Origin of the sequence: Haloechinothrix aidingensis, from assembly GCF_013450155.1 — a bacterium.
GTDB classification, from domain to species: Bacteria; Actinomycetota; Actinomycetes; order Mycobacteriales; family Pseudonocardiaceae; genus Haloechinothrix; species Haloechinothrix aidingensis.
In genome coordinates this window covers 452,968-473,358 of sequence record NZ_JACCKD010000002.1, presented here as the reverse complement: position 1 = coordinate 473,358, position 20,391 = coordinate 452,968, and the positions used below count along the sequence as shown (strand labels likewise).

Sequence of the window (20,391 nt, the reverse complement as noted above, 5' to 3'; positions counted from 1 at the left end):
GACCGTCGGGTCCGCCGCGAGCGGATCCGACGCGCCGGATTCGCTCGCCTGAACGTGCGCCCGGCCGCCCGTCAGATGATCGGCGGGCGGCCCAGCCTGGCCATGCGCAGGATCGTGTTCCAGCTGATCGGCGACCGTTTCGCGCACGGAAGGCGCAGCCCGTCGTAGTAGCCGCGCAGGTGCTGGCGAAAGATCGTCAGGTTGCGCAGCCGTGTGGTGTCGATCAGGAACCACGCCAGGATGTAGATCGCCCCCAGGACGGCCGGGAGGTTGCGCTTGGCGAGCCAGACGCGGTTGCGCGCGCTCATGTAGCGCCCCTGCGGGTGACGCTCGGGGGGCACCGCGGAGTGGTAGGCGCATATCTCGGTGCAGTAGCGAACCGCGTAGCCGGCGTCCATCACGCGCCAGCTCAGGTCGATCCCCTCGTGCATGTAGAAGAACTCCTCGGGCCAGGCGCCCGCGGACTCGAGCGCGTCCCGCCTGGCGACACACGCCCCTTCCCACACGTTCACGACGTCGCCGCCCCGGTCCGGGTCACCGATAAGCAGCCGGGGGACGAAGCGCCGCGGCGTCGGCATGCCATCGGGGTCACGCACCCGGGGCTGCACGAGGCCGAGCGACGGGTCGTCCTTGAACATCGCCGCCGCGCGTTCGAGGAACTCCTTGCCGTCCAGGAACGCGTCGTCGTCGAGGAAGAACACGAGGTCGCCGGCTCCCTTGCTGATTCCCGCGTTGCGGCCGCCGGGAATGCCGACGTTCTCCGGCAGGGTCATGACGCGGATGTTCTCGTCCAGCCCCTCCGGGGTGACCCCGTTACCCACGACGATGATGTCGGTGGTCACGCCTTGCTGCTGCAGCAGCGATTCCACCCCGCGCCGCAAGTTGTCCGGTCGCTTGTTCTGGGTGAGCACGATGCAGCTGATAGCGTTCATCAGCGCAACCTCCTCGACGTCAGGACGCTGACGAGGTGGCCGATCACCACGATGATGGCGATCGGGACCAGCGCGACCAGCAGGATGCGGGTACCGGTCAGGGAGCCGAGCACAGCGTCGGCGACGGCGGCGATCAGGGCGAGCATGCTGAGCTCGATCGCGAGGAGCAGGCGGTGGAAGGGCACGTAGTTGACGAGCTGGCGCAGGTTGCGCAAGCCGCGTTTGCGCATGACCGTCTCGTCATCGGCCAGCAAGGCGCGCCCGGCGTGTGCGCGGGCGACATGCACGAGCTCGGTCTCGGACTTGATCATCAGCACGAGCAACGCCGTGGCCAGGCCCAGCGTCGTCCACCCGCCGATGGAGGAGTACCCACCGTCCGCCCGCACACCGAGTGCGGCGACAAGGGCGGCGTCGGTGGAGAAATGGCCGATGCGGTCGAGATAGACCCCGGCGGGGCTGCTCGTGCCGCGCCACCGGGCGATCTCCCCGTCGCTGCAGTCGAACAGCAGCTGCAGCTGGATCAGCACGAACGCGAGGACGGCGGCCCACAGGTACGGAAACCCCAGTAGCCCGGCCGCGAGCAAACCACTACCGATCATCAGCCATGTGACCCCGTTGGGGGTGATCGGCGTGGGCAGCAGCGCACGCGTCAGGTACAGCGACAGGTTCCGCATGTACAGGCGCCCTGCCCAGTGCTCACCGCTCGCCCGCCCGAGCACCGAGTCCGGATGGCAGGCCGCGCGCAGGTCAGCGATCGAAGGTTTCAATGAATGCATCGACATTCTTCCTGATCTGGTCCTCGTCCAGCTTGCGGGACTCGAGGATGGTGTACCGGTCGGGGCGGGTCGACGGTGCCGCCTTGACGGCGGCACAGAACTGTTCTCGGGTGAGGCCGATGTCGGCAGGCAGCCGCGCGACGCCGTGCCTGCGCATGCACGCGTCCATGGTGCCGAGTACCTCGTCCCCGCGCAGGAACGTCGCGAAGAGTGCGCCCACGCCGACCTGCTCGCCGTGCTTGGCATTCCCCGGGTAGAGCGCGTCGATCGCGTGCGATATCTCGTGGCACGCACCGCTGCACGGCTGGCTCGTCCCGGCCACCGACATCGCCAGCCCGCTCAGCACGAGGGCTTGAGCCAGCGTGTTGAGGAAGGCATCGGACTCGATCGACTCCTTGTGGTAGAGCACGGCCTCGGCACCGGATCGCGCGAACGCGGTCGCGAGACCGTCGACCGTCGCGTCCAGCTGCTGGTGGGCGAGCCACCAGTCGCTCAACGCCGACAGGTTGCTCACGGCCTCCCCGATACCCGCGCGTAACCACCGGGCGGGGCTGCGGTGGACGTAGTCGAGATCGACGACGACGGCGAGCGGGATGTGCACACCATGGGATCCCTTGCGGCCGTTGTGCTGGAGGGACGCGACCGGCGAGGCGAGTCCGTCGTGGGTGAGGCTGGTGGCCACGGACACCATGGGGATGCCGACGAGGCTGGCGGCGTATTTCGTGACGTCGAGCGTCTGACCCCCACCGATCCCGATGATGGCGTCGTAGAACGACTCGCGTAGTGAATGCGCGAGCTCGCGGGCGCTGTCGATCGACCCGCCTTCCACGCGGACGATGGTGGCCTCACGCAGTTGCGGCTCGAGCGTGCTCGCGACCTCGTCCCCCAGACCTGGACCGACGGCGATGGCTACCCGCCCGCCCGACGAGATCCTCCCGTCGGCGAGCAGCTCGCCGAGCCGGTCGATGGCCCCCCGCCGGATATCGACGGTGAGCGGGGATTCGATCATCCTGGCAAGTAATGGCATGCGACCTCCCGCGCACGGACGAGATCGGTGTGATCGTCCACCTCGACCCAGTCGGCCGCCCCGATCGAGGTGACGGCGATGCTCCCACCCTGGTTCACGAACTCCTGGTACCCGTCCTCGTAGTACAACGACGGGTCGGTCGACCAGGTCGTCTCCAACGCTGAGGTGAGCGCTCCGGCGGCACCCGGTTCGATCAGGGTGACGCCGATGTACTCACCGGCGGCGACCGTGGGGTCGACGGCCTTGTTGATGTGCGCGAGCATGCCGTCGGAGTCGAGGACGACCTTCATCTCCTCCTCGGCGAGCGGTTTGCCGTCGTCGACGGCGAGGAGGATGTCCGCGCCACGCGCCTCGAGCAGACGTTCCTCGACAGCGGGCGGATGGACCGTGTCCCCGTTGATGAGCAAGGCGCCTTCGCCGAACCACTGCCGTGCCACCCACAACGAATACGCGTTGTTCCACTCCTCGGCCTTGTCGTTGTACACGGTGTGCAGGTTCACGCCGTAGCGGCGCTCGAAGTCGTCGACCCGTTCCTCGATCCGCTGCGCTGCGAAGCCCGTGACGAGTACGACCTCGTCGATGCCGACCTCGCGGAGGTTGCCGAGCGCGATGTCGAGGATCGTCCGCTCGCCCGACACGGGCAGCAGGGCCTTCGGCAGCTCGTTCGTCAGCGGCTGCAGCCGCCGTCCCGCCCCCGCGGCCAACACAAGTCCGATCATTCTGCTTCGTCTTCTTCCTCTTCGTACTGGGCGGGGCGCTGGGCCTGGCTGAAGCGGCGCCAGCTTGCCACGGATTCGGTGATGTAGATCCCGCCGAGCGCGATCGCCGCCACCACCATGCCGACCGCGAGACCGCCCGTGAGCAGCAGCGCATACGCCACGAGGAGCCTCAGCTCCCATCCGCCGCCCGCGTAGCGGATCCACTGGGGCGGCGCCATTCCCTGGTGCCGCAGCCGGTAGACCGTGTCGTAGTGGTGGAAGGCCAGGACGCCGAACAGCGCGAAACACGCGGGCACGGCGGACGGGTCGGCGATGACGACGACCGCCAGCAGCGTGCCGTACTCGGCGACACGCAGCAGGGGCGGTACGAGCCAGTCGAACTGGCCCGCGAGGTCGTGCCGCGCGGCCACCCCGGCGAGCAGCACGTGGCCGACGGTTGCCACGCCCAGCCACGGTGTGACCTGACCACCCGTGCCTGCGAACGCGGCAGCCAGCAGGGCCGCGCCCACCAGCGTCAGCAGTGACGCGGGTACGGACGCCAGCCCTCTGCCGAGCGTCCGCCCGATCACCGAGGCGAGCGGACCGTCGTCGCGGTAGGCAACCAGAACCGTCATGCCGCCACCGTCCTCAGGGTCCGCCCGGTGAGTTGATACAGCAATGCCAGCGACCCCCATACGAGCAGCGCGATGAACGTGACCTGCGGGTTCCACACCGCCGCTGTTACCGAGATCAGTGCCATGCGCTCGCCGATGGGCAGCACGATGATCTTCTTCGGCCACCGGGTCACCGAGCGCCGCTCGAGGGCCCGCGATACCGCCGCACCACTCCGGCCGAGCCTGTTCAGCAACGAGGTTCGCGCCGCGGGCAGGGCGTCCTCCTCGGGGAGTGCACCTTCGGTTCGCCGTCCGGGAAGTAGGCGGTCCTCCGGTTGATCCAGCGGCAGAGCAGGCAGTGTCGAGAGAACGTGGTGCCTGGCCGAGGCGAACGAGAAGTCCACAGCGTGCCGAACCGTCTGCAGCGCGAACGCCGCGGCCGCGAGCGGCCACACGTCGAGGCCGAAGCCGATCGCGGCCCCGATGGCGAGGCCGGCGTAGGCGACGTACTCCTTGGCCCTGTCGAAGACCGAGTCGAGCCACGAACCGAGCTTGGAGAAGGTGCGGGTGTACCTGGCGAGCTGGCCGTCGACGCAGTCGAGGGTGAATGAGGCCTGGAGCATGACAGCGCCTGCGATGAGGCCTTCGCGCGTGCCCGTGGCGAACAGTACCGCGGCGACGATCCCGAGCGCCATCGACAGCACGGTGACCCCGTTGGGTGTCCATCCGCGGCGCGCGGCCCAGCGCGCGATGTACTTCGAGTACGGGCTGACGAAGAACGTGGTGAAGAACCCGTCGCTGCCCTTGACAGCCGAGTCGAGCAGGACGCGGTCCTCGTCGTAGCCCTCCATCCGCTCCATCGAGAGCTCGACGTCTTCCGCCGACAGCGGCCGTGACCAGTACAGCTCGCGCAGGTAGCTGTTCGTCAGGTGCACTTGCGAGCGGACGAGGCCGACCAGGAGCAGTGGGACGGGATCCCTCCTGGCCACTTCGATGCGCCGCGCGAGACTCCGCTCGGACTCGGGATCGAGCACGATGTCCTCGACGCTGTCGAGGTCGAGGGGGTCGTCGTCCTCTTCCTCGTCGTTGAGCAGTGCGACGCCCTGCTGCGTGTCCTGCGCATCACCCGCGGAGCGCTCGCCTGGCCGCTGGTCCGCTTCGGTGCCGGCCGCCGACCGCACGAGACCCAGCCGCCACGTCTGGCGGTTGCGCTCGAACTCCTCCTCCCATCGAGGTGGAAGCCCTGACTCGGTCAGCTCGGCGAGCTTCCGTGACGCCGAGACCAGCGATGCGCGGTCACGCTGGTCGATCTTGATCAGACCGAGGAAGTGCCCGGTCGGCTTGCGGACCCTGTGGTACGGGCTGCCCGCGCTGACCAGCCTTCCCCGCTCGGCACGGGTGCGGAAGGTCCAGGAGCCGCGCACGCGCTTGCTCCTGGTCAGGATGCCGGACACCACCCGCGGGTCGGCGAGCAGGCCCGCGAGGACTTCCCGCTGCGTGAGGATGTCTCCGGAACCGATCACCAGCGGTTTGCGCGTAGCGGATGCGACCTCGTCGACGGTACGCATGTCCTCGGCGGTACTCGCGCTGCTTCGGAGCTCGATGGTCAGCCCTGCCTGCGCGGTCGCGGCCTCGATATCGCCGTGCCACTCCGGCCGCGTGACCACCCAGGCCTTCTCGACGCCCAGGGAGGCCAGTTGGTCGAGCAGGCGTCCGATCAAGGTCGATGCGCCACACTTCAGGGCGGCGGCTGGGGGGCCGTCCGGGCTACCCACCGTGGCAAAAAGGACTGCGGCCGCAGTCACCAGGCATTCACCTCTGCATCGTGAGCTGTTGGTTCACCGGTAGTGTGCACGATACTCCCTCGTTATACGCGACTTGATGTCAACGGGGCGTGAGGACCGGTGTCCCGTTCCGTTCTCCCGAACGTGCACCACACAGGGCCGCTTCCGCACGGGGACGGTCACGGGCGCGGCGATCCGTACCTACGGGGCAACGCGCGTCAGGAGGACAAGCCGGATGGCTTTCACCGCCTCACGTCGATCACATGAGTCGGCCACTATATTCGACGTGATGGTACGAGCCGTCCGGGCCGGTACGGCCCCGATCAAGCCAGTCTCGCGTGCGAGGGGCCGGGGAGCCTTGCCGGGCGTGCCCGCTGCGCGGTACAGCCGTGCGCACGGCGCTACGCTACCGGTGTCTGTCCATACGAGAGTATTGACTGGAGGTCATCGTTGACGAAACTGATCTCGCCGGTCGTGCGCAGGCGCGTGCGCGGCCTGCTGGAGCGGGCGGGGTTCCGTGTCCGGCGCGTCGCACCGGGCGCGGTGCTCGTCTCGCGTGACAAGACGGCTACGAAGTACCAGCTACCGAACGACGCCGTGAGTTCGCGTTCCGGCCTCGTGGCGTCCCTGGTAGACGGGGTCGGTGAGGTGCACGTCCCGAACGCGGCGAAGGTTCAGCCGCTCGGGCACGGTGCAGCGATGGTCGAGCGTCCCCGGTCGGCACGCCGGCATGTCTTCGACATCCATAAGACGTTGTTCCAGCGGATGACCACGGCACATGTCGCCGACCAGCTTCAGGCTTACGGCGTGAACTGCGTCATCGATGTCGGTGCCCATAAGGGACAGTACGCTCGACAGCTCCGCCAAGCGGGATATGACGGACACATAGTGTCGTTCGAGCCCGTTCCCGAGATTTACGCGCATCTCGAAGGTAAAGCGGCAAATGATCCGAAATGGACTGTTTATGGGTGTGCGCTGGGCAGTGCCGAGGACACCCTCGAGATGAACGTCGTTTCCGGAACGATGAGTTCCATCCTGCCGCCGAGCGAGTACGGCACGGGGCGCTACAAGCGGTTCCGTGACATCACACCTGTCGAGGTGCCGGTCCGGCGGCTCGACAGGATGCTCGACGAGATCATCCCGGCCGACCTCGCCGAGCCGCGCCTGTACCTGAAGATGGACACGCAAGGCTACGACCTCGAGGTGTTCGCCGGCATGGGTGAGCGGATGCACGAGGTGGTCGGCATGCAGTCCGAGGTCGCCGTGCTGCAGATCTATGAGGGCATGCCACGACTGACGGAGGCGATCGATACGTTCGAGAAGGCCGGCTTCGAGATCACCGGCATGTTCCCGGTGACACGCGAGACCGGTACGGGCAGGGTGCTCGAGTTCGACTGCGTACTGGCACGGACGGCGGCGCTCACCTAGTCAGCATCCGGAAGAGCTCGTCCCAGCGACGGCCGATGGCGTCGATGTCGAACCCGCTCGCCGTCTCGACCGCGGCTGCGGCCATCCGCGCGCGGTCATCGGGGTGCTCGATCGTTTCGAGCAGCGCGCCGGCGAACGCGTGAGTGCGCTCCTCACCCGAGTCGGGGACGAGGAGGCCGTCGTGCCCATGCGTGATGATCTCGGCGGGACCACCCGCGTCGAAGCTCACGACGGGAAGCCCGGCACTCATCGCCTCGATGACCACGAGGCCGAAGCCTTCGACGTAGGAGGGCAGCGCGAAGACCGAGGCCTTCGCGAACTCCGCGACCATTCGGTTGCTGCGCCCCATCAGGTGCACGTGGCTGTCCAGCTGCGCCCGCGTGATCTGCTGCTGCAAGCGCTCTCGTTGCGCCCCCGAGCCGTAGATGCGCAGCCGCCAGTCGGGATGCTTCACCGCTACCAGCTCGAATGCCGCTATCAGCAGGTCGAACCTCTTTTCCGGAACCAGCCGGCCAGCGGCCGCTACGACCTTCTCCCTGCCGGCCGGTTCGGGGGGTACCGCGGAAGGCGGGACGGGGGAGGGAAGCGCGTTGGTGATCCGGACGACGTGTGTTCCCGAGTCGCCGAGTACGGCGGTGTAGTGGCGAACGTCCTCGTGGGTGAGTACCGCGAGAGCGTCGAGCCGGGAGTAGTCACGCGCGACCGCCCTGCGGATTCCCGGCCGGTGGCGCTGGTAACTGACGTGTTCCTGCGCCACCGTCGTGACCCACGGGGGAGCGAGCTGCGCCGCGAGCAAGTTGAGCCCGGGCCGGGTCGTCACGAGGATCTGCGGGGGAAGTGCCCGGAGCATCCGGGCCACCTGCAGGTCGGTCCACAGCGAGCACAGACCGTGTACCCAGTCCTCCTCGTGAACGAGCAGGCTCGGAAGTCGCGTGAGGACGTTCCGGATGAGTGACCGGCCCGGTATGTCGCGCTTGTCGTGCAGGACTCGGACGGTCGCGCCGGGCGGTATGGGAAAGAACGGACGTTCCCGGCGGCGAACCACGGTGGTGATCTCGACATCGTATTCGGATTCCAGGTGGCCGGCGACATTGAGAACGGTGCGGATCGTCCCGCCCATCCCGTAGACATGGCTGAGCAGAAAGGTGATCTTGACCGGAGCCTCCGCCGGGCGCGACGCCCGCGTCACGCCCGGCCTCGCTACCCAGTACCGGACCAACCGGACGGCGAGCCGCCGGGCCAGCCGCAGGGGCGGTTTGACGAGCCTCGGCCACCATCGCGCCGTGGAACTCACGAGAGGATCACCTCGGTAGAACGGTTGCTGCCCGGACCGGTACCCGCCGTAGCGCGGTACCGATCCGATGTCTGCGTGCCGCCACGACGGTATTCACGCCCTGTTGACAGGTCGTATAGTACGAACAATGGGCGGAGTGCTTGTCAGCGGCATCCGACTTCAGCCGCCGTTCGAGTGTTATGGGATGTGACGTGAACGAGACCGGTACTACGCCCCGTTCGGAAGCCGGCGAGGCCGTCTTCGTCTTCAGCACGCTTGGCACGAAGCGCGGAGGCGTCACCCGTATGATCCTCACGCGCATCCGGCTGTTCGCGGAGGCCGGTATTCCTGTGCGGTTGTTGCTGTCGGATCACTCGCCGCACGAGGATGCCGAGGAGGCGGCGATCCGGCGGAGCTGGGGGTTGCCCGACTCGGTCGAGATCCGCTACTTCTGGCGCGAGGCAGCCCCCGGCGGGGGTGGTACCGAGCCCGACCCGCTGGCTGCCGCCGAGGAGGAGCCGGGGTTGACCTCGTTCGCCGAGCCGTCGGGGTCGGGCCGGATCGTGCGCTTCTACGACAACGGGGTGCTGGCCAAGTCCAAGCACGTCGACAAGAACGGGCGCGTGGTGCGGATCGACCATCACGACATCGCCCGTCGGGTGGTGACCAGGGAGTACTTCGACCCGGACGGTCGCCTGGTGCGGGCGGACGACGTCAACCCTGAGACCGGTGCGCGGGCGCTGCGCAGGTGGTTCGACCGGTCCGGGGCGTGCTGGCTGACGAGCTGGATCTCCGAGGACGGCAAGACGACACGGTCGGTGCGGCACCGGCCGGAACCGGTCGCCTACGACAGCTACTACGAGTGCGTCGCCGAGTGGGTCGATGCGGTGCTCGCCGACTCCCCGGCGCCGGTGGTCTTCTCCGACAAGCGCCCGTTCGACCGGCTGCTGCTGGCGTTGCGCCACCCGCGCGCCCGCACGGTGGCCGCGCTGCACAACTGCCACACCACCAAGCCGTACCGGTCCACGGACCCGACGAACCCGACATGGCAGCCCCTTGTGGACAATTTCGATGCGTTCGACAGCGTCGTCGTGTTGACCGAGCGGCAGCGCCGCGACCTGACCGCGCGGTGCGGCGGAGGGAACGTCACGGTGATCAACCATGCGGCCGCGCCGCCTCCGGAGACGCGGGCGACCCGGGAGGCAGGTCTCCTGGTCACGGTTGCCCGCATGGAGCCGCAGAAACGGCTGAGCCACGCGATTCACGCCTTCGCGATCGTCGCCTCGAAGGTGCCGGGCGCCCGGTTCGACATCTACGGCAGCGGTAGCAACGAGGCCAAGCTCAAGGAGCTCGTCGACAAGCTCGACCTCGCCGACCATGTTCGCTTCCGCGGGTTCACCGACCGCCCGCTCGAGGTCTTCGCCCGCGCGTCCGCCGCCGTGCTGAGCTCCTGGTACGAGGGCTGGGGGCTGGTACTCAACGAGGCGATGTGTGTCGGAACCCCGGTGGTGGCCTACGACATCAACTACGGGCCGTCGGAGGTGATCCGGGACGAGGTGGACGGGCTGCTCGTGCCCCCGGGCGACATCGACGCGCTCGCCGCGGCCATGGTCCGCGTGCTCGGAGATGACGACTTCGCACGGTCGCTTGGCGAGCGCGCGACCGAGGTCACCGAACGGTTCTCCACCGAGCGATGGAAGCGTGAGTGGCTGGAGCTGTTCGACACACTGGCCGCGAACCCGGCCGACTCCGGCCGGGGCGGCCGCGACGCGAACCCTTCGACCCGTCACGCGGCCGGAACCTCATGAGCGCACCCGGCCTGCTGGAACGGATGCGTCCCTACGCGCGCCCCGCCGCGCGCAGGCTCCGGCCCGTCGTGCGTCGCGCTGCCGGCCAGGCACGCTCGACGGTGGGCCTTGCTCGCCTGTGCGGCTTCGTGCTGGCGCTGCGCTTGCGGCGGCGCAGGGTGTACGTACTGGTGGCCGGGGCAGAGACCGCACCACTGCGCACAGCCGCCCGGTGCGTGCACTTCGCTTCCGGCCTGCGGGCACCCGCCGAGCTGGTCGTCATGGACTACTCGCACGACCCGGCCGCGGCGGCGGCACTGGCCGGTGCCCCCGCCGGGGTCGCGGTCCGGCGGTTCTGGCGCGACGCCGCCCCGGACGGCGGGGGAGCCACGCCCCGGTACTCGCCCCACACAGCGGGCGTGCCCGAACCGCATCCCGGGGCGCTCGATCGGGTGTGGGACACGGGGTACTACCGAGCAGGCAGGCCCGTCATGACCGTCACCGAACGTGGTCGTACCACGGTCGTCGACCATTACCAGCACGGCAGTATGCCGTCGCGGCGCGACGAGATCGACGAGCGCGGCAGGTTGGTACGCGCCGTCGACCTGCACCCGGGCACCGGCCGCGCGGTGACCCACCGTTACCTGGACACCACGGGGCGCTGCTGGATGTCGGTGTGGATCGATCCCGACGGGTCGTTCGGTCGTGCCCAGCGGCACCACCCGGCGACCACGGAGTTCTCGAGTTTACGCACCGCACAGGCTGAATGGCTGGCGTCGCTCCTGGAAACCGAGCGACGGTACACGGTCCTGGCGGTCGGTGCCGACGCCGTGTCCCTCGCGGAGATGGTCGGCGCGCCGTACCGGTCCGTGCGCACGGCCGGCTGAGCGAACTCGCCGGCCCATCCCTGGCGCGAGACCGGCGGACGGGCCGGCGTCGACGGACGGGTCACCAGCGCACGGGCGGGCGGCGCTCACTGGTCCCGTCGTTTGCGGCAGACGACTATCTCCATGCTGGGAGTCCGCCTCCGCACGCGTGTGAGCAGTAGCTCGATCGGGAACATGACCGCGCCGAGCACGCCTCCCAAGCGTTCCCGCTTCATGACGGGCAGCTGGACGCGGTTCCAGAGTCGCCACCGCCACCGGTTGTTCGAGCCGTACGGCGGGGCCATGAGCACGAAGCCGGGCCGCCTGCTGACGACGTCGAAACCAGCCTGCCGGACCAGCTCGTCGATCTCCTCGCGCGAGCGGCTCACATAGTGCTTGGCGCCCAGCTTCTTGCGCGAGACGAAGTGCTCGGAGAAGACGAACCACCCATCGGGGCCGAGTAGCTTGTGGATGTTGGCAAGCGCCTGTTCGTAGCGTTTGTCGTCGACGATGTGGAACAGCACGTCGAAGGCAGAGACGACGTCGAAATCGCCTTCCTGGAACGGAAGTTCGTCGGAGACGTCGACGCGCTCGAAACGTACATCGGGGAACTTCTCGCGCAACCGCGCGACCGCGCTGTCGGCGATGTCGACTCCGTTGACACTCCGGGCACCGAGACGTTGCCACAGGGCGATGTAGAAGCCGGTGCCGGATCCGATGTCGACAACGGTCGACGAGGGCAGGTCCACGGGCAACGTGCGCACCGTCCGGCGGAACACGAAACGGCGTACCCGGTACATCCACCTGTTATAGCGATGGGACAGCTTCACCATCCCGACGCCGTGCAGGCTCCAGCGCCGCTTCAGGCGCTTGTCCCAGTAGCGGCGTGCGTCGAAGTCGGCTGCGGTCATCGATTCGTCCTCTTCGTGCTGTTGCCACGGAGTTCTGTACCGGTCCGGCGCGCGGTTCGCCACCGTCGCGGTGATACCCGGGCAGGGAACGGCCCTGCAACGGGAGAAAGGCACGGTGACTCCCGTATTAGACGCCTGACGCAGTGAAGATCATGTGAACGTGCCGTTCGCCCCCGATCCTCCCGGCATGGATGCGTGCCGCTTGCCGAGCGCGTCCGCGGCGATGTCGGGGTGGTCGACGAACAGGCGGTCGACACCGGCAGCGAGGAACACCTCGATCTCGCTTTCCATATCTCCCAGGTCGGTGCGCCGCAGCGAGGACCGGAACTCGCGGGGAAGGTAGGCGTTCTCCGCGCGGAACGTGTACGGGTGCACCGCGAGGCCCACGTCGTGCGCGTCAGCGACGAGCGACGTCGGCTGCCCCAGTGCGTCGTCGCCGGTGCGGGGGATGATGCTGTCCTTTCTCGGGCCGATCGCCTCTGCATACGTCGCGATCTCCGCGAGGCCTTCCGGGGTCATCATGTCCGCGTAGCTGCGCGGGTCGCCTGCCGACACCCGGTCGTACGGTGCCGAGGCGACCCAGGTGAGCTGGACCAGCGGAAGGTGTAGCTGCTCTCGAAGCTCCAGGAGGTTGGTGACTTCGAATGACTGGATGTATACGCCGGAGCCGGGGGCGTTGAGCCCGTACTGATCCAGGGTTTCGACGAGGGCGGGCTCGAGTGGCTTGCCGATCTGCCGGAAGTAGCTCGGGTGCTTGGTCTCCAGGTAGAGGCCGATGTGTCTGCCCAGCGTCGCGGACAGTGTCGCGGTGATGTCGATGATCTCCCGCAGTGTCGCGATCTCGTAGCGATCGTCGTAGAGCGTGCTGTACCGGCGGATCGCCGGGCTGGGCTCGCGCACGCGCAGCGTCTTGATCTCGTCGATGGTGAAATCCTCGACGAACCAGTCGTCGTCGATCCGCGTTCCGTCGATCGTCCTGGTGGTCCGCCGGTCCGCGAACTCGGGGCGCTCGGTCACGTCGGTCGTCTGGCTGAGGGTGGCGCCGTGGCCGGCGACCAGTACGCCGTCAGCGGTACTGACCAGGTCGCACTCGAGGTAGCCGACCCCCATCCGCGCGGCGAGCTCGAAGGCGGCGATGGTCTGCTCGGGCCGGTACCCGGCCGCACCTCTGTGACCGATGATCCGCTGGGGCGCGCGCCCGCACGCGACAGGTGACGCGTCCGGCATGGAACCTGACTCGCTCTCTCCGTTCTCGCCGTACGGGTTCGTACCGGCTTGTCCGGGCGAGCTCCTCCGGGGCCGGGTCGGTCGGCCCGCCCTTCGTGGTTACCGATCCTACCGCCGGGGAGCGCGGACTTCGATGCGGTGGACTCGCGTGTCCGCTCCGCATCCGGCATACCGCGCGCCGCCGTGGAAGCGGGACGGTCGGTATGTCCGACGCGTTCGTGATCGCCCGTCGCGACGGCGTCGACGGGCTGTGGTGACGGTGGCTTGCCCGGTCAGGGGCGGTCGAGGGCGTGCGGGAGGCCTGCGCGGTAGAGCTGCGCGTCCGTGGCCTTGAAGGCTTCGAACTCCGGCGGGTCGTACAGCTCGTACACCGTCACACGCTCCGCGTTGGAGTCCGCCGCGTCGAGCAGGGCGTTGACCGCTGCCCGCCCGGACTCGTTCGCGCATTCCATGGTGGCGAGATCGACGTCGGTGCGTACGAAGTCGCCTGCCAGGAAGAGGTTGGGCACCCCCGTGTGCGCGGTAGGGCGCTTGTCCCACGAGCTGGTGGTGTTGATCAGCAAGGGTGTCTCGTTGGTGTTGCGCTGCCGGTCCGGATCCCAGACGATCGCCGGGTCCAGGAACCAGGAGTGCAGGATCTCGTCCGGCAGCCACGACTCCCCGGTGTCCTCCAGGTGTGCCTTCATCTGGGCCCAGGTCTCGCGCGCGATCTCGTCGGCGGTGCACCGGCTTGCAGGCTTGCCGAAGAGCATCCCCGGGGTGTTCCAGTCCGAGATGTCCACGGAGAGGCAATCGGCAACGTTGCCGTCACCGTAGTCGGCACGGAAGTTCCGGTGCTCCCAGAACTGGTCCTGGGTGAGCGCGGTGATCGCCCATTGCGAGTCGACGAAGCTGATGTGCCCGTGCGTGTAGTCGATCCGTTCCCGCAGGTAGTACTGGATCCCGGTCATCCACTCGGTCGTCAGCTCCGTTGTGCCTTCCAGGCTGGAGTCGAGCGCCAGCACGTCGCGGGACCAGAGCTTCCTCGCGCGCTCCACCGGCATCGCGCACACGAACCAGTCGGCTTCGAAGTCGGCGGTGTCTCCGTCGCCGTCGCGCACCCGTACGGAACGGATCTGGCCATTGTCGACGTGCAGTGCGGTCACGGCCTCACCGAGCCGGAACTCGGCCCCGAGGGTACGGAGTAGACGGACCCACGGGTCGATCCAGGCTTCGTTGGTGGGTGCGTTGAGGACGCGGTCCAGCTCGCCGTCGTTGCCTCGGCGCATGATGTTCATGATGAACGCCTCGGCCATGTTGCCGATGGTGCGAGTGCTGGCCACATCGGCCTTGGCGGCGACGAGCTGGCGGGTCAGCCCTTCGGCGACGACATTGCGGTACTCATCGGAGTACTGCTCCGCCCGGACGTAGTCCCACCAGGAGACGTGTTCCCACTGTCCGAACCGGCGCTCGTCGCTGCTGGTCAGGAACACGACGATCCGGTTGGCGAAGAACTCCGCCTCCCACGGCTTGATGCCCTGCTGCTTGACGATCTCCTCGACCAGGATCCGCCGCAGCCCGTCCGGGGTGAGCGCGCCCGCCGGGTCGGGCAGCATCCCGAACATCGTTGCGTCCGCACGGCCGTTGGCTCGCGGGTACTTGCCCTCGGTGGCCGCGACCAGGTTGTCCCACACGCCGTTGGCGTTACCGGGAAACGGGATGCGCCGCATCGTGTCCGGAACGTTGTGGTAAAAGCCGGGGAAGAACCGGAAGCCGTGCTCGCCGGGCAGTTCCTTCCTGCCGCCCTCGCCGGTGCCCGGCACGGGTATGCTGCGCGCCTTGCCGCCGAGCGCGACCGGCTCGAGCACGGTCACCCGGAAGCCACGCTCCACCAGCTCGTGGGCAGCGGCGAGCCCGGCCATGCCGCCCCCGAGCACGGCGACCGACTTGCCGCCCGACCGCCTGGCGCGCCACGCCGGGCCGGCGCCTGCGGTGGGCAATGAGCCTGCGGTGAGCCCGGCGGTAGCCGCGGCGACACCGGTGCCGCGGAGGAATCGGCGGCGCGAGACCGAGCTTGCCCGGGTGTCCGTCATCAGTGCTTACCCCGCTTCCCGAGGAGTTGTCGTGATGACAACAAAACTTAACCAACAGATGTGTCGGTAGTCAATGGCGCATATGAATGCGCTGAACTGGAGGTAATACTGCTAACCTGCGAATGTGAAAGTGAATCGGATCGATCGTGTGCAGCGTCGAATGAGCGCTCCCGCGCGGCGAGCGCGCATCGTGAGCGCGGCGGTCGACGCGTTCGCCTCCGGCGGTTACGGCGCCTCGGGTATGGGCGACGTCGCCGCCCGCTCCGGCGTCACGCGCGCGGTCGTCTACGACTACTTCCCGTCCAAGAAGGCTCTCTTCCTCGCGGCGTTACAGGAACAGAGCGCGGCCTTCCTCGGCTACATCGGGGCGAGTATCACCGGCGAGGGCGCTCCGGAGCAGCGGATGCGCGCCACGGTCGACACGGTGTTCACCTTCGCCGAGCGCTACCCGAATGCCTGGCGGATGCTGTTCGTCAACGCCACGCACGGCGACGCCGAGATCGACGCAGCGTGGAGCCAGGTCGCCGAGCAGCGCAACCACGCGGTCGTCGAGTTGCTGGCCGACGACCTCACGAGCGCGGGCATCGACCCGTCGAGCATGCGTGCCGAGCTGACCGTCGAGATGCTGGTCGGTGCGCTGACGAGGGCGGTCGAATGGCGGCACGTCCGTCGCGGCATCGATCGCGGCGAAGCCATCGACGCGGCGATGGACCTCCTCTGGAGCGGGCTGGCAGGGAGTGCCGGGGGAGCGCTCGGTTGACGCGCGGCGTGCGCGGCCGGCGGCGGCCCGGCCCGGTGACGCCATGTCGCCGGGCCGGGCCGTGACCGTTCACTCGGTCGCGATGGCGCCGAGGACGTTCATCCTCGATGCGCGGACGGCCGGGCCGATCGCGGCGACCAGGCCGACGGCGGCCGCCCCGACGAGTACGTAGGCGATCGTGTCCCACGGGATCGTCAGCTCGGTCAGTCCCTCGCCTGCCAGTAGCCGCTGGCCCGCGACTCCCCACGCCAGGCCGAGCACGAGCCCGAGCGTGGCACCGTAGACGGCGATCATCACCGACTCCAGGCGCACCATGCGGCGGATCTGGATGCGAGTGGTGCCCACCGCGCGAAGCAACCCGACCTCGCGGGTGCGCTCCACGACGGACAGGGCAAGGGTGTTGATCACGCCGAGAATGGCGATGATGATCGACAGCGCCAGCAGGCCCCAGACCAGGTACAGCAGGAAGTCCACCTGCCCGGCGACCTCATCCTTGATCTCGGTCTGGTCGCGCAGCTCCACCTGCGGGTACGGTTCGAGCGCCGTGCCGAGTGCCTGCTCGACGGCGGTCGCGTCGGCGCCGGAGGCCATGGTGACCATCAGCGCGACGTCCTGGGTGCCCGGCAGCAGGTCCTCGAGCGTGTCGATGCTGACAGCGTTCATGGCCTGACCGCCCTGCGAGATCGCACCGACGGTCAGCTCCGCCGTCACACCGGACCCGAAGTCGAGCGGCACGACATCGCCCGGTGCTACGCCGAGCTCGGTCGCCTGGTCCTCGGTCACGATGAGCTCCCCGCCGCGCAGCGCCTGTTCACCGTCACCCTCGGCATAGTCGATGGTCATCGCCTCGCCGAAGTTCGTATCGACCGCGTTGAGCATCACCTGCGTGTCCTGGTCGCCGGACATGGTCGCCTGCACCATACGTTGCCGTGTCACGGTCTCGACGCCGTCGACGTCGCGAACCGCCTCGGCCACCGAGCCCGGAAACGGCTGTGGCGGGGCGTTGAAGCTGCCGCCGACCTGGAAGTCGGCGCCGAGCGCGTTGTCGATCTGCTCGAAGAACGAGGTCTTCATCGACGACGCGAAGATCGACGTACCGCTCGCCAGTGCCAGCCCGATCATCAGCGCCGCCGCCGTGGCGTTGGCGCGGCGCGGGTTACGGAGCACGTTCTGCTGGCCGAGCCTGCCCACGGAACCGAACGCCTTGATGAACGGCCAGCTCAGCACCGGCACGACGGCCTTGGCGAGTGCGGGACCGACCAGCACCGCGGCCAGCAGTGTGAGCAGCACGCCCGCGCCGAACAGGAGGCCGCTTGCCGCGCCGTCGGCCTGTATCGCGGCACCCAGGCCGGCGGTACCCGCCGCGCCGAGCAGCACGCCGGATATCACACGAGGCGCCAGCGGTCTGGCTGCCGGCGCGGCGGCCTCGGTGAGCGCGGCCATCGGCGAGATGCGGCTCGCGCGGCGTGCGGGAACCAGCGCCGCCACCACCGTGATGAGGATGCCGACGGCGTAGGCCGCGATGACCGTGGCCGGGGTGAACGCGAGCTCCGTGCCCTTGAGGTTCATCCCGAGCGTCGACATGAGCCAGATCAGCAGCAGCGCGATACCGGCACCGGCCCCCAGGCCGAGCGTGGCGCCGACGACGCCGAGCAGGACAGCCTCGATGAGGATGGACCGGCGGACCTGGCCGCTGGTGGCCCCCACCGCGCGCAGCAGGCCCACCTCGCGGGTGCGCTGCGCGATCAGCATGCCGAAGGTGTTGACGATGAGGAACCCGCCGACCAGCAGCGAGATACCGGCGAAGCCGAGCATGCCGTACCGGATGAAGGACAGGAACTCGCCGATCTCCTCGGACTGCGTGGCCGCTGCTTCCTCGCGCGTCTCCACGGTGTAACCGTCACCGAGGGCGGCGAGTACCTGCTCCTTGAGCTCCTCGTTGCTGACGCCGTCGACGGCCTGCAGGGAGATGTTGGTCAGCGCGTCGCCCTGCCCCATGACCTCCTGTGCCGTGGGCAGGTCGACCATGAAGTACGCAGCGCCCGGGTTGGTGGTGGAGAACGAGGCGATTCCGGAGACGCTGGCCCGGTACTCACCGGTGCCCGCGATGATCCGCAGCGTGTCGCCGACGGCGACGTCCTTGTTCTCCGCAGTGTCGGCGTCGACGATGACCTCGTCGCCGTCCGGGGACGTCCCGGAGGTCAGCTCGAGCGGTGACCAGTCGGCCTCGTACCAGGTGCCGAGGACGGTCGGCGGTCCTTCGGGGTTGAGCGTCTCGTTGCCCGCGTCGACGACCGTGATGCTCTGCAACAGCACCTCGGGCATGACCTCCTGCGCGTCCGGCACCTGTGCACGCAGCGTGCCGACCGTCTCTGCGGGGAGGCTCGCTGTGCGTCCCGAGATGGCGTCGGCCTCGGCGTCCGTGTCCGCCGGTGAGACGGTGACATCGGGGTTGGCCGAGGCGAAGATCCGGTCGAACGTGCGGGTGATCGTGTCGGTGAACATGAAGGTGCCCGCCACGAATGCGGTGGCCAGTGTGATGGCAAGCACCGAGAGGAACAGCCGTCCCTTGTGCGCGAGGAAGCTACGCAGCGTCGCCTTGAACATGCCGATCCCCTCAGCCGTCTTGCCTGCCGTCGAACGCCTTCATGCGCTCGATGACCTTGTCGGTTGTCGGTTCCGGCATCTCGTCGACGATCCTGCCGTCCTGCAGGAACAGCACGTGATCTGCGTAGGCGGCCGCGGTCGGGTCGTGGCTGACCATCACGATGGTCTGACCGAGCTCGTCGACGCTGCGGCGCAGGAACCCGAGCACCTCGGCACCCGAACGCGAGTCGAGGTTGCCTGTCGGTTCGTCGCCGAAGATGAGCTCGGGCCGTGAGGCCAGCGCTCGCGCACACGCCACCCGCTGCTGCTGCCCGCCGGAGAGCTCGGCGGGGCGGTGCGACAACCGGTCACCGAGGCCGACCGCCTCGACCACGGTGTCCAGCCACGCGGCGTCCGGCTTGCGCCCCGCGATGTCGGAGGGCAACGTGATGTTCTCCAGTGCCGTCAGCGTCGGCAGCAGGTTGAACGCCTGGAAGATGAAGCCGATCTTGTCACGGCGTAGCCGGGTGAGCTGCGCGTCCTTGAGGCCGGTCAGGTCGACGTCGCCGACGAGGACGGTGCCGCTGGTGACGGTGTCCAGCCCGGCGAGACAGTGCATCAGTGTCGACTTGCCCGAGCCAGACGGCCCCATCACGGCGGTGAACCGGCCGCGCGGGATCTCGACGTCCACGGCGTCCAGCGCGCGGACCTCGGTCTCGCCGCTGCCGTAGACCTTGGTGAGCTCGACGGCGCGAGCGGCTGTCCGTGTCGGTACGTGCGAGCCTGTGGCTGCTGTGGACAAGATTGTCCCCTTCCGTGGAGTATCCCCAGTACCTGTGCGGCTGTGTCCCAGTTCGAGATGACAGTAGAGCGGCCTGCGCCGTCTCCGCATCCCGTTCGCGTCGATTTCAGGTGGATGCCGGACAGGATTTCAGGGTCTCCCTGAGGGGTGTCTCAGGGAGAACGCCGGTGCGGCCCGTCATCGCCCGAACCAGCGCCGGGTAGGCTGCCTGTGTTGTGAGCAGCTACGAACAGCGCAGCATCGTGGTGGTCGCGCACAACCTCCGGTCAGTGCACAATGTCGGCTCGTTGTTGCGCACCGGCGAGGTCTTCGCGGTGGGCATGGTGTATGTCACCGGCTTCACCCCGCATCCCGCGTATCCCGGCGACCCGCGGGACGCCAGGTTGCAGGAGCAGCAGACGCGCCGCCTGGCCAAGGTCGCCGCGGGGGCGGAACGGCTGGTGCCGTTCGAGACCCGCGAGGATGTGCACGCGCTGCTCGCCTCGCTCCGCGACGACGGCTACACCATCGTCGGGCTGGAGAACGATCCGGGCGCGGCCGCGATCGACGAGTACTCGCCGGGAGGCAAGGTCGCGTTGCTTCTCGGTGACGAGGTCGTCGGCATCAATCACGACCTGCGAGATGCCTGCGACCTGCTGTTGCAGATCCCCGTCTACGGCAGGAAGGAAACGCTCAACGTCAGCGTGGCTGCCGGGATCGCGCTGTACGCCCTGCGGACGGCGTGAGACCTCCGGTCGCTCGGCTCGGTCGGCAGCGGGATGTCCTCCGTATGCCCGTACCGGCGTGATCGTGAGACATTCCGGCGGCCCCGGCGACCGGAAAGCCACACGACCACGCACGGGAGCCGC

Annotated in this window: 17 protein-coding genes; 5 read left to right on the top strand and 12 right to left on the bottom strand. The window is 68.4% G+C overall.

Annotation, left to right across the window (positions count from 1 at the left end; all coding sequences use genetic code 11):
• Nucleotides 1-71: 71 nt before the first annotated feature.
• From H0B56_RS06755 to H0B56_RS23435, 6 genes are read right to left on the bottom strand one after another with little or no spacing between them, the layout of a single operon-like run.
• Nucleotides 72-932: a glycosyltransferase family 2 protein gene (locus H0B56_RS06755; protein WP_180892055.1), complete on the bottom strand. Its 861-nt coding sequence runs from the start codon at nt 930-932 to the stop codon at nt 72-74.
• Nucleotides 932-1,699 carry a CDP-alcohol phosphatidyltransferase family protein gene (locus H0B56_RS06750; RefSeq protein ID WP_219632374.1) on the bottom strand — a complete coding sequence of 256 codons (768 nt, stop codon included), beginning with the start codon at nt 1,697-1,699 and terminating at the stop codon, nt 932-934. The genes H0B56_RS06755 and H0B56_RS06750 overlap by 1 nt, the downstream gene beginning before the upstream one ends.
• Nucleotides 1,680-2,735, bottom strand: a complete 1,056-nt coding sequence (locus H0B56_RS06745) for an iron-containing alcohol dehydrogenase family protein (RefSeq protein WP_180892053.1) — start codon at nt 2,733-2,735, stop codon at nt 1,680-1,682. Before H0B56_RS06745 ends, H0B56_RS06750 begins: the two co-directional genes overlap by 20 nt.
• Nucleotides 2,714-3,454, bottom strand: coding sequence for a phosphocholine cytidylyltransferase family protein (locus H0B56_RS06740; protein ID WP_180892052.1), 741 nt, complete (start codon nt 3,452-3,454; stop codon nt 2,714-2,716). Before H0B56_RS06740 ends, H0B56_RS06745 begins: the two co-directional genes overlap by 22 nt.
• Nucleotides 3,451-4,068: a DUF5941 domain-containing protein gene (locus H0B56_RS23440; RefSeq protein ID WP_180892051.1), complete on the bottom strand. Its 618-nt coding sequence runs from the start codon at nt 4,066-4,068 to the stop codon at nt 3,451-3,453. Before H0B56_RS23440 ends, H0B56_RS06740 begins: the two co-directional genes overlap by 4 nt.
• Nucleotides 4,065-5,852, bottom strand: coding sequence for a CDP-alcohol phosphatidyltransferase family protein (locus H0B56_RS23435; RefSeq protein WP_219632373.1), 1,788 nt, complete (start codon nt 5,850-5,852; stop codon nt 4,065-4,067). The genes H0B56_RS23440 and H0B56_RS23435 overlap by 4 nt, the downstream gene beginning before the upstream one ends.
• A gap of 429 nt (nt 5,853-6,281) precedes the next feature.
• On the opposite strand from H0B56_RS23435, the gene H0B56_RS06725 reads away from it, so the two are divergent.
• Nucleotides 6,282-7,259 carry an FkbM family methyltransferase gene (locus tag H0B56_RS06725; RefSeq protein WP_219632372.1) on the top strand — a complete coding sequence of 326 codons (978 nt, stop codon included), beginning with the start codon at nt 6,282-6,284 and terminating at the stop codon, nt 7,257-7,259.
• Here the strand turns inward: H0B56_RS06725 and H0B56_RS06720 are convergent.
• Nucleotides 7,252-8,553, bottom strand: coding sequence for a glycosyltransferase (locus H0B56_RS06720; RefSeq protein ID WP_180892050.1), 1,302 nt, complete (start codon nt 8,551-8,553; stop codon nt 7,252-7,254). The genes H0B56_RS06725 and H0B56_RS06720 overlap by 8 nt on opposite strands.
• Before the next feature lie 284 nt (nt 8,554-8,837).
• On the opposite strand from H0B56_RS06720, the gene H0B56_RS06715 reads away from it, so the two are divergent.
• Both H0B56_RS06715 and H0B56_RS06710 read left to right on the top strand, forming a co-directional pair.
• On the top strand, nt 8,838-10,340 hold the full coding sequence (locus tag H0B56_RS06715) for a glycosyltransferase (protein WP_180892049.1): 1,503 nt from the start codon (nt 8,838-8,840) through the stop codon (nt 10,338-10,340).
• A complete protein-coding gene (locus H0B56_RS06710) occupies nt 10,337-11,206 on the top strand; it encodes a hypothetical protein (RefSeq protein WP_180892048.1) in 870 nt (289 codons plus the stop codon). Before H0B56_RS06715 ends, H0B56_RS06710 begins: the two co-directional genes overlap by 4 nt.
• 86 nt (nt 11,207-11,292) lie before the next feature.
• On the opposite strand, the gene H0B56_RS06705 is transcribed toward H0B56_RS06710, so the two are convergent.
• The 3 genes from H0B56_RS06705 to H0B56_RS06695 form a co-directional block, all read right to left on the bottom strand.
• Nucleotides 11,293-12,096, bottom strand: coding sequence for a class I SAM-dependent methyltransferase (locus H0B56_RS06705; RefSeq protein ID WP_180892047.1), 804 nt, complete (start codon nt 12,094-12,096; stop codon nt 11,293-11,295).
• 150 nt (nt 12,097-12,246) lie between these two features.
• The gene (locus H0B56_RS06700; protein WP_180892046.1) at nt 12,247-13,323 is read right to left on the bottom strand and encodes a glycerophosphodiester phosphodiesterase family protein; all 1,077 of its coding nucleotides are present in this window, start codon (nt 13,321-13,323) and stop codon (nt 12,247-12,249) included.
• A 272-nt stretch (nt 13,324-13,595) separates the two neighbouring features.
• Nucleotides 13,596-15,395, bottom strand: a complete 1,800-nt coding sequence (locus H0B56_RS06695) for a hydroxysqualene dehydroxylase (RefSeq protein ID WP_180892045.1) — start codon at nt 15,393-15,395, stop codon at nt 13,596-13,598.
• 160 nt (nt 15,396-15,555) lie between these two features.
• Here H0B56_RS06695 and H0B56_RS06690 point away from each other — a divergent pair, with 160 nt between their 5' ends.
• Nucleotides 15,556-16,155: a TetR/AcrR family transcriptional regulator gene (locus H0B56_RS06690; protein ID WP_180892044.1), complete on the top strand. Its 600-nt coding sequence runs from the start codon at nt 15,556-15,558 to the stop codon at nt 16,153-16,155.
• Between the two features lie 69 nt (nt 16,156-16,224).
• Here the strand turns inward: H0B56_RS06690 and H0B56_RS06685 are convergent, their stop codons facing one another.
• Nucleotides 16,225-18,762 carry an ABC transporter permease gene (locus H0B56_RS06685; protein WP_180892043.1) on the bottom strand — a complete coding sequence of 846 codons (2,538 nt, stop codon included), beginning with the start codon at nt 18,760-18,762 and terminating at the stop codon, nt 16,225-16,227.
• A 10-nt stretch (nt 18,763-18,772) separates the two neighbouring features.
• On the bottom strand, nt 18,773-19,546 hold the full coding sequence (locus tag H0B56_RS06680; protein WP_425484510.1) for an ABC transporter ATP-binding protein: 774 nt from the start codon (nt 19,544-19,546) through the stop codon (nt 18,773-18,775).
• A gap of 212 nt (nt 19,547-19,758) precedes the next feature.
• Between H0B56_RS06680 and H0B56_RS06675 the strand changes: the two genes are divergently transcribed.
• On the top strand, nt 19,759-20,268 hold the full coding sequence (locus tag H0B56_RS06675) for a TrmH family RNA methyltransferase (protein ID WP_180892041.1): 510 nt from the start codon (nt 19,759-19,761) through the stop codon (nt 20,266-20,268).
• Nucleotides 20,269-20,391: the final 123 nt, after the last annotated feature.

Coding starts and splice junctions, on each gene's coding strand:
- H0B56_RS06685 (WP_180892043.1), bottom strand. CDS start 18,762: ATGTTCAAGGCGACGCTGCGTAGCTTCCTCGCGCACAAGGGACGGCTG.
- H0B56_RS06690 (WP_180892044.1), top strand. CDS start 15,556: ATGAGCGCTCCCGCGCGGCGAGCGCGCATCGTGAGCGCGGCGGTCGAC.
- H0B56_RS06745 (WP_180892053.1), bottom strand. CDS start 2,735: ATGCCATTACTTGCCAGGATGATCGAATCCCCGCTCACCGTCGATATC.
- H0B56_RS06700 (WP_180892046.1), bottom strand. CDS start 13,323: ATGCCGGACGCGTCACCTGTCGCGTGCGGGCGCGCGCCCCAGCGGATC.
- H0B56_RS06710 (WP_180892048.1), top strand. CDS start 10,337: ATGAGCGCACCCGGCCTGCTGGAACGGATGCGTCCCTACGCGCGCCCC.
- H0B56_RS06715 (WP_180892049.1), top strand. CDS start 8,838: ATGATCCTCACGCGCATCCGGCTGTTCGCGGAGGCCGGTATTCCTGTG.
- H0B56_RS06740 (WP_180892052.1), bottom strand. CDS start 3,454: ATGATCGGACTTGTGTTGGCCGCGGGGGCGGGACGGCGGCTGCAGCCG.
- H0B56_RS06755 (WP_180892055.1), bottom strand. CDS start 932: ATGAACGCTATCAGCTGCATCGTGCTCACCCAGAACAAGCGACCGGAC.
- H0B56_RS23440 (WP_180892051.1), bottom strand. CDS start 4,068: ATGACGGTTCTGGTTGCCTACCGCGACGACGGTCCGCTCGCCTCGGTG.
- H0B56_RS06705 (WP_180892047.1), bottom strand. CDS start 12,096: ATGACCGCAGCCGACTTCGACGCACGCCGCTACTGGGACAAGCGCCTG.
- H0B56_RS06695 (WP_180892045.1), bottom strand. CDS start 15,395: ATGACGGACACCCGGGCAAGCTCGGTCTCGCGCCGCCGATTCCTCCGC.